This is a genomic window from Streptomyces sp. NPDC006294 (genome assembly GCF_042870895.1).
In the GTDB taxonomy this organism is placed as follows: Bacteria; Actinomycetota; Actinomycetes; order Streptomycetales; family Streptomycetaceae; genus Streptomyces.
In genome coordinates this window covers 152935-165095 of sequence record NZ_JBIAHV010000005.1, presented here as the reverse complement: position 1 = coordinate 165095, position 12161 = coordinate 152935, and the positions used below count along the sequence as shown (strand labels likewise).

General features: G+C 68.1%; 14 protein-coding genes and 5 tRNA genes. 12 read left to right on the top strand and 7 right to left on the bottom strand.

Going from position 1 to position 12161, the window contains the following annotated elements; genetic code table 11:
- Window positions 1-56: 56 nt before the first annotated feature.
- The 4 genes from ACFYOP_RS10610 to ACFYOP_RS10595 form a co-directional block, all read right to left on the bottom strand.
- Entirely contained in the window at window positions 57-578 is a 522-nt protein-coding gene (locus ACFYOP_RS10610) for a type VII secretion system-associated protein (protein WP_356895546.1), read from the bottom strand.
- Window positions 579-1012: 434 nt separating this feature from the next.
- Entirely contained in the window at window positions 1013-3091 is a 2079-nt protein-coding gene (locus ACFYOP_RS10605; protein ID WP_356895548.1) for a hypothetical protein, read from the bottom strand.
- On the bottom strand, window positions 3088-3492 hold the full coding sequence (locus ACFYOP_RS10600; RefSeq protein WP_356895550.1) for a DUF6507 family protein: 405 nt from the start codon (window positions 3490-3492) through the stop codon (window positions 3088-3090). The genes ACFYOP_RS10605 and ACFYOP_RS10600 overlap by 4 nt, the downstream gene beginning before the upstream one ends.
- 215 nt (window positions 3493-3707) lie before the next feature.
- Window positions 3708-3923: a hypothetical protein gene (locus ACFYOP_RS10595; RefSeq protein ID WP_356895552.1), complete on the bottom strand. Its 216-nt coding sequence runs from the start codon at window positions 3921-3923 to the stop codon at window positions 3708-3710.
- A 153-nt stretch (window positions 3924-4076) separates the two neighbouring features.
- Between ACFYOP_RS10595 and ACFYOP_RS10590 the strand changes: the two genes are divergently transcribed.
- The 7 genes from ACFYOP_RS10590 (at window position 4077) to ACFYOP_RS10560 (ending at window position 6133) form a co-directional block, all read left to right on the top strand.
- Window positions 4077-4757 carry a DUF4241 domain-containing protein gene (locus tag ACFYOP_RS10590; RefSeq protein ID WP_356895775.1) on the top strand — a complete coding sequence of 227 codons (681 nt, stop codon included), beginning with the start codon at window positions 4077-4079 and terminating at the stop codon, window positions 4755-4757.
- A 64-nt stretch (window positions 4758-4821) separates the two neighbouring features.
- Window positions 4822-5541 (top strand): HAD family hydrolase, encoded by a 720-nt coding sequence (locus tag ACFYOP_RS10585; protein WP_356895554.1) that lies wholly within the window; start codon window positions 4822-4824, stop codon window positions 5539-5541.
- Between the two features lie 89 nt (window positions 5542-5630).
- Window positions 5631-5702: transfer RNA gene (locus tag ACFYOP_RS10580), tRNA-Gln, on the top strand.
- A gap of 21 nt (window positions 5703-5723) precedes the next feature.
- Window positions 5724-5796, top strand: a tRNA-Glu gene (locus ACFYOP_RS10575).
- Between the two features lie 86 nt (window positions 5797-5882).
- Window positions 5883-5955: transfer RNA gene (locus ACFYOP_RS10570), tRNA-Glu, on the top strand.
- Window positions 5956-5971: 16 nt separating this feature from the next.
- Window positions 5972-6043: transfer RNA gene (locus ACFYOP_RS10565), tRNA-Gln, on the top strand.
- 17 nt (window positions 6044-6060) lie between these two features.
- Window positions 6061-6133 (top strand) — tRNA-Glu (locus ACFYOP_RS10560).
- Window positions 6134-6477: 344 nt separating this feature from the next.
- Here the strand turns inward: ACFYOP_RS10560 and ACFYOP_RS10555 are convergent.
- On the bottom strand, window positions 6478-7122 hold the full coding sequence (locus ACFYOP_RS10555) for a MerR family transcriptional regulator (RefSeq protein WP_356895556.1): 645 nt from the start codon (window positions 7120-7122) through the stop codon (window positions 6478-6480).
- Window positions 7123-7200: 78 nt separating this feature from the next.
- On the opposite strand from ACFYOP_RS10555, the gene ACFYOP_RS10550 reads away from it, so the two are divergent.
- A complete protein-coding gene (locus tag ACFYOP_RS10550; RefSeq protein WP_356895558.1) occupies window positions 7201-7686 on the top strand; it encodes a DUF4188 domain-containing protein in 486 nt (161 codons plus the stop codon).
- 52 nt (window positions 7687-7738) lie between these two features.
- On the opposite strand, the gene ACFYOP_RS10545 is transcribed toward ACFYOP_RS10550, so the two are convergent.
- Window positions 7739-7987, bottom strand: a complete 249-nt coding sequence (locus ACFYOP_RS10545; protein WP_356895560.1) for an SCO4226 family nickel-binding protein — start codon at window positions 7985-7987, stop codon at window positions 7739-7741.
- Window positions 7988-8122: 135 nt separating this feature from the next.
- Window positions 8123-8839: an IclR family transcriptional regulator NdgR gene (gene ndgR, locus ACFYOP_RS10540; protein ID WP_215097107.1), complete on the bottom strand. Its 717-nt coding sequence runs from the start codon at window positions 8837-8839 to the stop codon at window positions 8123-8125.
- Window positions 8840-8983: 144 nt separating this feature from the next.
- Here ndgR and leuC point away from each other — a divergent pair, with 144 nt between their 5' ends.
- The 4 genes from leuC to ACFYOP_RS10520 all read left to right on the top strand — a co-directional run bounded on the left by leuC (window position 8984) and on the right by ACFYOP_RS10520 (window position 12134).
- Window positions 8984-10408, top strand: coding sequence for a 3-isopropylmalate dehydratase large subunit (gene leuC / locus ACFYOP_RS10535; protein WP_356895562.1), 1425 nt, complete (start codon window positions 8984-8986; stop codon window positions 10406-10408).
- Window positions 10409-10413: 5 nt separating this feature from the next.
- Entirely contained in the window at window positions 10414-11007 is a 594-nt protein-coding gene (gene leuD, locus ACFYOP_RS10530; RefSeq protein ID WP_356895564.1) for a 3-isopropylmalate dehydratase small subunit, read from the top strand.
- Between the two features lie 104 nt (window positions 11008-11111).
- Window positions 11112-11339, top strand: a complete 228-nt coding sequence (locus ACFYOP_RS10525) for a hypothetical protein (RefSeq protein WP_356895566.1) — start codon at window positions 11112-11114, stop codon at window positions 11337-11339.
- Between the two features lie 144 nt (window positions 11340-11483).
- Complete coding sequence (locus ACFYOP_RS10520; RefSeq protein WP_356895568.1) at window positions 11484-12134, top strand: HU family DNA-binding protein; 651 nt, start codon at window positions 11484-11486, stop codon at window positions 12132-12134.
- The last annotated feature ends 27 nt before the right edge of the window (window positions 12135-12161 follow it).

Sequence of the window (12161 nt, the reverse complement as noted above, 5' to 3'; positions counted from 1 at the left end):
TGGCGCAGGATCACTCGGTCGGACAAGTGCCCATCAGCTCCAGCCGATCCAGTCATTCATGCATCTTCGACTCTCTTCAGATCCGCAACGGGGATTTGTACCGAGGCTGGACTTTCATGGTTCAGTTGGAGAACCACGTGACTCGGGAGTCTTGAGAGCAGGTCTTTGCATTGAATTGACTTCAGGTCGGGCGCCGACCGTGGAGCGTGACGCGTGCTCGTATATACGAGGACGATTTCCTGACTTTCGGTGTGCACTGCCTCTGCGCCTGGAACCAGGAAGAGGGTCGCATCCAGGAGGGCGTTCCGTACAGCAGCGTCATCCGTGTAACCCGTAGCTGCAAGCTGAATCGCATAATCCACCGCATCAGTGGGGTCAGGCATGCCGAGGCTGGCAGGCGACGGGCGGTAGTTCGGATTTCTCTTAAATTCGCCTGTCATATGTCCGAGATCGTCGACTTTCCATGCGCCGATAATTCCGTAAGGGGGGATCTTTGCCCCTGAGTCGAAAAACGGGTCAATGGCGTAAACCCAGGAACCCGGACGAGATGCCGCCTCTCGGCGCGCTGCGTCGGTCACTGGCGGTATCGTCGTCCGCGGGTCAGTCATTTTTGCGCCTTCTGTGTCGCCTGCCAAGATCTCGCTGTTCGGCCACATAGGACAGTCGTTCGTAATCTGCGGTCGACACAGCATCGAAGATGTCCACTGTTGCGAGGCGCCCTGTGTCCGACCATCGTTGAGCTCTCCTGCCGCCCCCCATTTCTAGGGCCATCCTACTAGGGTAGACGTCCCGACAGGCCCCCTCGATCGCTGGCTTTAGCCCATCGCGTTCGAGATCGGTTCGCACTTGAGCCAACGCCTCGAACAAGTTCCAGGCCGTATGCTCTGATGAGCCTTCCTGGTAAGTGACCTGGATGGTGTAGTCGGCTCCGGAGCATGTGACGGTAAGCGTTCCCGTCAAGGTGTCGCAATCGGAGACGAGGGCGATTGTCTTGTCGTACAAGACTTCTGCGCTACTGGACACGATCGGCCTCGGGGCGATAGTGGGGGTTCGGGATGAAATCTCCAAGCTCACCTGTCGCATAGTTATATGGGGAGGCGCCCTTGATGTATTCGGGTCGAATTCCTCCAGGGAATGCCACCTCTTCCTCGTATGAGAGTGGGTGATCACCCATTGACGAGTTTACATCGATTCCTCCTGGTGCCTCGATCTCGTATGTGTATTTCCCTCCGAACTCGTCGCCTATATCGTCGCGGTAGGACGTGCTGACAAAAGCTGAAGCATCGCTCTCCTCGACGTACTCCTTGAGATCCACGCGCGAGGGGTCAAGGGGCTCGAACCCGCTCTCAAATACCTCCTCTGGGGTGCGGTTGTCACTGCGATACAACGGCATGTCGTCCGTGCGCCATACGGCAGGCATTCCCAGGCCGTCCAGGTCGACGGTGCGATCTGTGGCCGCGACCATACGTTCTGGTTGGCCCTCGGGCACTCCGGTCATCGAAGGCTCAGCCGGACCGTTGCCACCGTTGCCTTGGTGCGTCCCATCGGGAAGGTCGGCACGGTGGGCAGTCGAACCGCCTTGCTCCGCACCCGAGTGACTTGCCTGCCCTGAGCTGTCGGCTGCATGTCCGGAGGCGCGTGCCTCGCTGGTGTGCTGGTGGGCACCACTCCCGTCGCCCGCGGAATGGTGCGGCGTGTCATGGATTGCCGGAGGCTGCTTGCTGCCGCCTGCCTCTGCGTGGCCTTCGGGAGCGCGGGCGCCGACGCCGACCAGTCCGTTCCTGCGTGGCGTCTCGACCGATGGAGCCCGGTCGGCGGCTGCCAATTCGGATGGCGCTGGTGTGGTGTCGGGGACGCCCTTGCTGCCGGGGACGAACTCGCCGTCTTGGATGCGGAGCTGCGCGCCGTTCGGGTATTCGATGACGCTGTAGGCGGCGTCCGAGGCCGCCGCCGCGTCGGTGGCGCCACGGATCCCTGCGGTGAGTTCGGCGACCCTGGGAAGGCCACGGGCCGCCACGCCGGCCGTCTTGGCCGCCGCGCCGATCGGGTCCAGGACCTCGCCGATCTTGGCCGCGGCGCCCGCGACGCGGGAGGCCGTGCCGGCCTTGCCGGCCGCAGAGCCGGCCTTCGATGCCGCGCCGAGGGGCCCGGCGCCGAGGGTGAGGCCGTTGAAGATGACCGTCCCCATCGCCTTGCCGGGATTGGAGTCCCAGTCGTCCCAGCCGACGAACGCCTTGGCGAACTCCTTGGCGTACGGCTTGCTGTCGTCCATCAGCTTCTTCTGCGCCGGGGCGATGTCGTCGCGGTCCCCGTTCGGGTCGAGGAGGTAGCCCTCCGCGCCCACGATCACCCGCAGCAGCCCCTCACGGGCGGCGCCACCTTCCTCGCCGGGGCTGAAGAGGTCGATCAGACCCTCGACCGAGCCCGCGGCGTTGTCCCACATGCTGATCCCGGCCTGCTGCAGGTGGTAGTCGATACCGAACGGATAGATCTCGCGGTGCTCCGGACGGCCCCACGGCAGCGAGTCGGCCTCGGTCAGTAGCTCGGCGCTGAACCCGTACGCGTTCTCCTGCCCCCGGCTGCCGTCGTTGACCTGCCACTGCGTGCCGCCGTGCACCAGCGCGGTGATCTTGTCGGCGCAGCCGACCTCGGCCGCCTGGAACGCGGCGACGGCTGTGTTCACGCCGTCCCAGATCCCCTGGTGCTCGTCGACCTTGGCCTGGTCCTTGCGCCAGTTGCCCAGCGGCCCGTCATCGTGCCGGACCGACTCGACGAACCTCGTCGCCTGGAAGCGCAGCAGGTCCAGTTGTTTGACGATCTCCACGACCTCCAGGGCGTACGTCTCCAGCGCCCCGGCCACCGTCTCCAACCGATCGGCGAAGCGGCCCGAGCCCTCCTGCACAGCCTGCGTCGTCGAGAACAACTGCCCGGACTCCGGGGCACGGTACGAAGAGGCCAGATTCTGGAAGCGCGTGTGGACGTCACCGCCGCCGTCGCGTACCGCCTTCGCCGCCTGCCGCAGCGCGATGATCTCCCGCCCCAGCCCGGGCAGATCCCCGGTGAAGACCGGTATCCTCTCCGGACTGATCACCTCTCGCCCGCCCTGCTCCGGGCAGCCTGCAGCAGCGCCGTCACATCAGGAGCGAGCATCGCCTGCCGCTGCGCGTTCCACGCCTGCTCGAGATTCCCGGCGATGTACGCGTTGGTGGCCTCGACGGCCCCGTTCGCCGAGTTGCTCGCACGCAGAGGGAGGAACGCCACGTCCGCCTCGGTTCCCTCGGCGAATTGGCCCAGCGCGGCAGCCACCAGCCCGCCGGCCCTGCCGCCCGACCCTGTGCTGCCCTCGCCGACGGCCAGCGTGCCGGCCGACTCCATGGCGCCTTGCACGCTCGTCCCGTACAGCTTGATCCCGGCGTTCATACCGTCAGCGGCTTCCCGCACCTGCGAGATCACCGACTGCACCCCGCCGGGCGCGATGTCCCACCCCGTCACAACAACCCCCCGTGCGTCTTCGGCCGATCCGACCGTCATCGACCAGGTCGCCATCACGGCGCGAACGGCGACAAGATCTCCATCTTTACCAGCCGGACGGGGGCGGTAGCGATGCGATTCCGGTCAAAGCGACTATGGTCACGGCCTGTTGAGCCCTTGAGGTCAAGGTCGGGCTGTCGCGCCGGACGGCTCTCCCGTAGGCCGAAGCCGCTGTCTCATACACCGACGACAACGGCCACGTTGATCACCAGGTGCCGGTTCGACACGACGTAGGTGATCAGCCCGCCCGTGAAGAGGGCGGACCAGCTGTTGTCCCGATTGCTGCGTGCGCCGCAACCGAACGGATTGAGAGCCAGTCTCTTCTCCAGCTCATCAAGGGCGGTCCGCTGAGTGGCGGGCAATGCCGCCTTCCGTCGCGCGTCACGACCCACGGCCGGACCGGGGCCGTCGCCTGCCCGCGCCGCAGGAGCTTCGTTGAGCGAGCGCCCCGCCGAAACCCGCTGCCGCCCCTGAGGCGTTGTCCGCGTCTGGGACTAGTGTTCGCGGTGATTCCGAACGAAAACGGCTCCCTGGGGGACACCTTCATGCCCATGCGCGCGCCCGACTTCTCCTGGCACTTCACGCCGGGCAACCGGTTCGAGGACGAGGGCGGACAGAGCGGCACCATGTCCCTGGTCCCCGCCGGTGAACTGTGGCTCCCCACGGGCAGGGTCGTGGCCTGCGACCCCTTTGTCGCGCTCGGCACCGGTGAGTCGGAGCCGTTCACGGCGGACGTCGCGCCGGGCCGGTACCGCGTCGAGTGCGCCGTGGCCACGATCAACGAGGCCGAGGAGGAGCCCGCCGACGGCGAGCCGCCGCATCTGCGGATCGCCGCCGCCCGGCTGGTGATCAAGGAGACGCCCGCCGTGTCCTGGGAGATCGCCCACCAGGCCGGCCAGGACCCGGCGGAGCTGGCCGACGACGAGTTCTTCGCCTACGGGGTCGACGCCGGCACCGGCTGCTTCTACGACGCGGCCTGCGACGAGTCCTTCCCCGACTGCGCGGGCGACAAGGGCCCCCTCTGGGACGCCTTCGACGCGGGCGGCGACTCCTACCTCGGCCCGCACACGATCACCGCTCCCGACACGGGCCACCAGCTCGTCGCCTTCATGTCCGGCTGGGGCGACGGCGCCTACCCGACCTGGATCGGGCGCGACGCGGACGGGGCCGTCACCTGCTTCGTCACGGACTTCTTCGTCGTCCCCTCCGAGCACGACGTCCCCTGACGCGCCCGTGGCGTGACGTGACGCGCCGTTCCCGAGCCCGGTCCCGCCGAGTAATCTCGGCGGCATGCCGATCCGCGCCGTGCTCTGGGACATCGACGACACGATCTTCGACTACGCGGGCGCCGACCGGACCGGCATGAGCAGGCATCTGGAGAACGAGGGCCTGCCCGACGGGTACGCGACCGCCGAAGAGGCACTCGACGCGTGGAAACGGATCACCGACGTCCACTGGGCCCGGGTCGCCGAGGGCCTCACCGACTTCCAGGGGCAGCGGCGGGACCGGGTGCGGGACTTCCTCGGCCGGGAGATGACCGACGCGGAGGCCGACGAGTGGTTCGGGCGGCACGTGGTGCACTACGAGGCGGCGTGGTCGCTCTTCCCCGACGCCGTGCCCGTACTGGACCTCCTCGCCCATGACTATCGTCACGGCGTCCTGTCCAATTCGAGCATCCGCCAGCAGGAGCGCAAGCTGCGCACCCTGGGTGTGCGGGACCGTTTCGAGGCCGTCGTGTGCGCCGTCGAGATCGGGATCTCGAAGCCGGAGGCCGGCGCCTTTCTGGCCGCCTGCGAGGCCATGGAACTGGCTCCCGCCGAGGTGGCGTACGTGGGGGACCAGCCCGACATCGACGCCCGCGGCGCCGTCGAGGCGGGACTCGCCGGCATCTGGCTCGATCGCGGCGGGCTCGGCGGCCGCCCGGAGCTGGTCCGGATCACCGGCCTCGACGAGCTCCCCGCGCTGCTGCGCGGGGATACCCGTTTTGGAGCGCCGTCCACATTCGGGTAATGTTCTTCCTGCGCCAAGGGGAGCGGGCAGAAGCCCGGGAGCCGGAAGCGCAGACCGAACAAAACCCCCGCTCGGGGGTTGAGTTTTGGTGGCCTATGGTGTAATTGGCAGCACGACTGATTCTGGTTCAGTTAGTCTAGGTTCGAGTCCTGGTAGGCCAGCTCGCAGAGCTTATCTGCAACGCCCCCGTTGTGTAGCGGCCTAGCACGCTGCCCTCTCAAGGCAGTAGCGCCGGTTCGAATCCGGTCGGGGGTACAGATCCATCCCGCGAAGTCCTCAGGGTCGCACCCGATGGCGTCACGGTGACAACATCCGGCTACCACCGGGTGAGGATCGCTAGGGCCCCCGTTGTGTAGCGGCCTAGCACGCCGCCCTCTCAAGGCGGTAGCGCCGGTTCGAATCCGGTCGGGGGTACTGGTCTAAACCACCATGGGCTATGGTGTAATTGGCAGCACGAGTGATTCTGGTTCATTTAGTCTAGGTTCGAGTCCTGGTAGCCCAGCGCGTCGCAGGATGCATGCCCCCGTTGTGTAGCGGCCTAGCACGCCGCCCTCTCAAGGCGGTAGCGCCGGTTCGAATCCGGTCGGGGGTACAGAGTCCGAAGGGGCCTTCCGAGCAGTCGGAAGGCCCCTTCGGCGTTCGCCGGCCGCCTCGCCCATCTGCCGTGAGCACGGGGGCAGTTCGATGATCGGGACCCCGCGCCGGCAGCGACGGGCGCGGCACCACCATGGCCAAGGAGGACACTGCCTCGACGTGGGCGTCGAGGCAGTGTCCCTCATCACGAGCGGCCGGGGCACTCCCACGGCGTACACCCTGGTCCGCCAGGGCTCCGTACTCCGCGGCTTCGCCGCGACTCTCGGCTGCCGCGGCGGGCCGTGCATGCCCACCCCGGTCGTCGTCCAGCAGGTCGTGAAGCTCCGTGCGGCCTCCGACTGGCTAGGCGATGCCATAGCGCCGGGCGGTCTCCGCCTCCAGGGCGAGGCGTCGCAGGTTGAGCAGCAGCGGGTCGTACAGCACCTGTGCCACCACTGCCGTCTCCACCTGCTCGGCGCCTTCCGGTACGTCCTCCAACCGGTCCATGTCGTGGACGGCGATCTGCTCCATCCGGCGCGCGTACGGCAGCAGTTCGGCGGCGGAGAGCGGATATCCGAGCCCGCTCAGCGTCGCGAGCGACGTGACGAGGGCACGGTAGACGGGGGAGAGGTCGCCGATCTCGCGGGCGCTCTCCCATCCCAGGTCCTCCAGCAGTCGCTCGACCTCCTGCCGGGCCTTCGCGGACGCGGCGTCGTCCACGGGCGTCTCCGGCGGCTGCGGCAGTGCCCATGTCGCCGCGCCGAGCCGCATCGTGAGCCCCAGTGACTCGTCGTCGACGTGGGCGAGGACCTGCCGGGCGGTGGCCACCGGCACCCCGCCGACTTGGATCATCGCCCGCACCAGCCGCAGCCGGCGTAGATGCGTCTCGTCGTACTCGGCCTGGGTGGCGGTGACGCGCCGGCCCGGCGGCAGCAGGTGCTCGCGCAGGTAGTACTTGATCGTCGCGGTGGAGACCCCGCTCAGTCTGCTCAGTTCCGAGAGCCGCATCCCCTTGCATCCTTACGTCGGAGAGTGGCACTATCCAATCATGGGTAGTGCCACTATCCAATACGTCTGGGGGTCACCATGCGCAGCAAGACGCTGCCCGGCCGCACCACGGCCGCGGCATCCGGCGACGTCGTCGTCTTTCTCATCGGCATGCGGATCAATCACCTGTGGGCTGTGCACCGTTGGCTGCCGGTGTTCTTCGCGATGCCGATGATGCTCGCGGAGTTGAGCCGTGACCGCTCGCTCGGGCTCCTGCACCACATCTTGCTGACCGGCTCGCCGCGTACGTACTACGTGGTCCAGTACTGGGAGTCGAAGGAGAAACTGCTGGCCTACGCGGCCGCCCCCGACAAGCGCCACCGCCCCTGGTGGGGACGCGTCAATCGGCTCGCCCGCAAGGGCGGGCTGCACGTGGGTATCTGGCACGAGACGTACGTCGTACCGGAGGGGTCGTACGAGGCGATCTACGGGGACATGCCGCCCTTCGGCCTCGGCAGGGCGCACGGCACCGCCGCCCTGCGCGACGGTGTGCAGGCGCAGGACCGGCTACGGACGGCGGGCTGACACGGCTGCGGCCGGGCCCGCGGTCCGGGCCCGGCCGCTGTGGTGGCGGGTCTCACACGGTCAGCGGCACCGGATGGATCTCGTCCGCCGGGTGTCCCGTGCGCTCGTGGATGCGCTGCACGGCATCCGCCGACGGCGCCTCGGACAGGCAGTAGACGGTGCCCGTCTCCGGGTCCGCCCACGCCTGCTTGAAGTGCACACGCTCCTCGCCCTCGATCGCCAGATCCGCGTTGTGCGCCTCCATCAGCTGCTCGCCGGTGATGCCCTTCATCCCGCGGTGTACGTCCATGAACTCGGTCATCGGTCCCGCACCTCCGTCGCTCGCCTCGTTGCTTCGAGCACTGTCTTCCATGGTGCACCTGACGGGCCCGGTACACGTCCGGCCGGCCCCTGCGGCGTTGAAGGGGCCGGCCGGTGTGACGTACGAAGGGGCAGGTCAGCCGCTGCGGCGCAGCGCCTCGCTCAGCCGGCCGGCGGCGTCGATGACGGCCTGGGCGTGCATCCGGCCCGGGTGGCGGCTCAGGCGCTCGATCGGTCCGGAGACCGAGACGGCGGCGACCACGCGGTTCGAGGGCCCGCGGACCGGCGCGGACACCGAGGCCACGCCCGGCTCCCGCTCGCCGATCGACTGGGCCCAGCCCCGGCGCCGTACGCCGGAGAGGGCGGTCGCCGTGAAGCGCGCGCCCTGCAGTCCGCGGTGGAGGCGCTCCGGCTCCTCCCAGGCCATCAGGATCTGGGCCGAGGAGCCCGCCTTCATCGTGAGCGTGGAGCCGACCGGTACGGTGTCCCGCAGTCCGGACAGCCGCTCGGCCGCCGCCACGCAGATGCGCATGTCGCCCTGCCTGCGGTAGAGCTGCGCGCTCTCGCCGGTCACGTCGCGCAGATGCGTGAGTACCGGCCCGGCCGTGGCCAGCAGCCGGTCCTCACCGGCCGCGGCGGCGAGCTCCGCGAGCCGCGGACCGAGGATGAAACGGCCCTGCATGTCGCGCGCCACCATACGGTGGTGCTCCAGTGCCACTGCGAGGCGATGTGCTGTAGGTCGTGCGAGTCCCGTGGCCGCGACCAGCCCCGCGAGGGTGGCCGGACCGGACTCCAGGGCGCTCAAGACAAGGGCTGCCTTGTCGAGGACGCCGACGCCGCTAGAGTTGTCCATGCAACGATACTCGCGTCTCACTCTGTGAAACGCAAGTTCAATTTGCTCGAGAACTTGCCACGCTGTAGTGGCGGCCCGCGGACCAACGGGCACTGCACAAGATCTCTAGTTGCGTCGGCGGCACAGCCGGCCGGAGGGAAAGCGATGGGTAGGACACTCGCGGAGAAGGTCTGGGACGACCATGTCGTCCGGCGCGCCGAGGGCGAGCCCGACCTCCTCTTCATCGATCTGCATCTGCTGCACGAGGTGACCAGCCCCCAGGCCTTCGACGGTCTGCGGAAGAACGGCCGGCAGGTGCGCCGCCTCGACCTCACCATCGCGACCGAGGACCACAACACCCCGACCCTCGACATCGACAAGCCCATCGCCGACCCCGTCTCCCGCGCCCAGCTGGAGACGCTGCGCAAGAACTGCGCGGACTTCGGCGTACGGCTGCACCCCCTGGGCGACGTCGAGCAGGGCGTGGTGCACGTCGTCGGCCCCCAGCTGGGTCTGACCCAGCCCGGCACGACCGTCGTCTGCGGCGACTCCCACACCTCGACGCACGGCGCGTTCGGCGCGCTGGCGTTCGGTATCGGCACCTCCCAGGTCGAGCACGTACTGGCGACCCAGACGCTCCCGCTGGCCCGCCCGAAGACCATGGCGATCACCGTCGAGGGCGAACTGCCCGACGACGTCACCGCCAAGGACCTGATCCTCGCCATCATCGCCAAGATCGGCACCGGCGGCGGCCAGGGCTACATCCTCGAGTACCGCGGATCGGCCATCGAGAAGCTGTCGATGGAAGCGCGGATGACCATCTGCAACATGTCGATCGAGGCCGGCGCCCGCGCGGGCATGATCGCCCCGGACCGCACCACCTTCGACTATCTGCAGGGCCGCGACCACGCCCCGAAGGGCGAGGAGTGGGACGCGGCGGTCGAGTACTGGAAGACGCTGCGCACCGACGACGACGCCGTCTTCGACGCCGAGGTCTTCATCGACGCCGCCGAACTGGCCCCGTTCGTCACCTGGGGCACCAACCCCGGCCAGGGCGCGCCCCTGTCGGCGCACGTCCCCGACCCGGCTTCGTACCAGGACGCTTCCGAGCGCCTCGCCGCGGAAAACGCCCTGAAGTACATGGGGTTGACCGCCGGGCAGCCGCTGCGCGACATCAAGGTCGACACCGTCTTCGTAGGCTCCTGCACCAACGGCCGCATCGAGGACCTGCGCTCGGCCGCCGGCATCCTGGGCGGCCGCAAAGTCGCGAAAGGCGTACGCATGCTCGTCGTCCCCGGCTCCGTCCGGGTCGCGCTGCAGGCCGTGGAGGAGGGCCTGGACAAGGTCTTCAAGGACGCCGGCGCCGAATGGCGGCACGCGGGCTGCTCCATGTGCCTGGGCATGAACCCCGACCAACTGGCTCCCGGTGAGCGCTCCGCCTCCACCTCGAACCGCAACTTCGAAGGCAGGCAGGGCAAGGGCGGCCGTACGCACCTCGTCTCGCCGCAGGTCGCCGCCGCCACCGCGGTCCTCGGTCACCTCGCCTCGCCCGCCGACCTGTCCGAAACCCCCGCCCCCGCCGGAGTCTGAACACGATGGAAGCCTTCACCGCACACACCGGCCGGGCCGTTCCGCTGCGCCGCAGCAACGTCGACACCGACCAGATCATCCCCGCGCACTGGCTGAAGAAGGTCACCCGCGACGGCTTCGAGGACGGTCTCTTCGAGGCCTGGCGCAAGGACGCCGACTTCGTCCTCAACCGCCCCGAGCGCAAGGGCGCCTCGGTGCTCGTCGCCGGCCCCGACTTCGGCACCGGCTCTTCGCGTGAGCACGCCGTCTGGGCCCTGCAGAACTACGGCTTCAAGACGGTCGTCTCCTCCCGGTTCGCCGACATCTTCCGCGGCAACTCCCTCAAGAACGGCCTGCTGACGGTGGTTCTCGAGCAGTCCGTCGTGGACGCCCTGTGGGAGCTGACCGAGAACGACCCGAGTGTCGAGATCACCGTGGACCTGGAGAAGCGACAGGTCCTCGCGCCCGGAGTCACCGCGGACTTCGAGCTCGACGAGAACGCCCGCTGGCGGCTGCTGAACGGTCTGGACGACATCAGCCTCACCCTTCAGAACGAAGCGGACATCGCGGCGTACGAGGCGGGCCGACCGGCCTTCAAGCCTCGGACGATTGAGGTCTGAGCAGCGCTTTTCCCGAACTGCGCCCCCCGCCTTCCGGCGGGGGGCGCAGTCGTATGTTGATGTCCTGTCGGGCGACAACTCGCCCCAGATGGCACAATCGGTGCATGGAACGCGACAGCCAACTCGAGCTCTGCGCGGAAGTCGCGGCCCGATTGAAGGAAGCGCACACGAAGGTGCGTGAACTGCAAGTGTCCGAGGGCGTGAAGATGGCGCTCTCCCGGAAGCTGCTGGTCGTCACGGCGGCCACGAAGCACGATCTCCCGGATGCGGCAAGGCGTCTGGACCGGTTGATGAAGGACCTCGACGAGGGCCGTTTCCCTGAAGGTGACTGACCTGAAGAACTCCGCCAAGGTCGACTTCGTTGCGGCACTAGGGTGATTAGCCCGTTTCGTGTTTGATTTGCGGTATATATCTGCCTAACGTGCGAAAAAGCCAGGACGCCATCGTTCCGGCCAAATGTCTCCGAAGGGGAAGACGTGAACAAGGCGCAGCTCGTAGAAGCGATTGCCGACAAGCTCGGCGGCCGGCAGCAGGCCGCGGACGCTGTCGACGCGGTGCTTGACGCGATCGTCCGCGCAACGGTCGCCGGAGACCGGGTGTCGGTCACCGGCTTCGGCTCGTTCGAGAAGGTCGACCGCCCCGCCCGTTACGCCCGCAACCCGCAGACGGGTGAGCGGGTGCGGGTCAAGAAGACGTCCGTCCCCCGGTTCCGCGCCGGGCAGGGCTTCAAGGACCTGGTGAGCGGCTCGAAGAAGCTGCCCAAGGGCGGCGAGGTCGCCGTCAAGAAGGCGCCCAAGGGCAGCCTCTCCGGCCCGCCCCCCACCATCGCCAAGTCGGCGGCCAAGAAGGCCGCTGCGAAGCGGACCGCGGCCAAGAAGACCACCGCGGCCGGCAAGAAGACGGCCGCGAAGAAGACGACCGCGGCCGGCAAGAAGACCACCGCGAAGAAGACGACCGCCAAGACTACGGCGGCCGCGAAGAAGGCGACCCCGGCGAACGCCACCGCCAAGAAGGCCACGGCGAAGAAGACCGCCCCGGCCAAGAAGGCCACGGCGAAGAAGGCGCCGGCCAAGAAGGCCACGTCGCGCAAGACCACTGCCAAGAAGACCACGGCGAGGAAGAAGTAGCAGCGCGGGCGCCGACGCCCCAAGAAG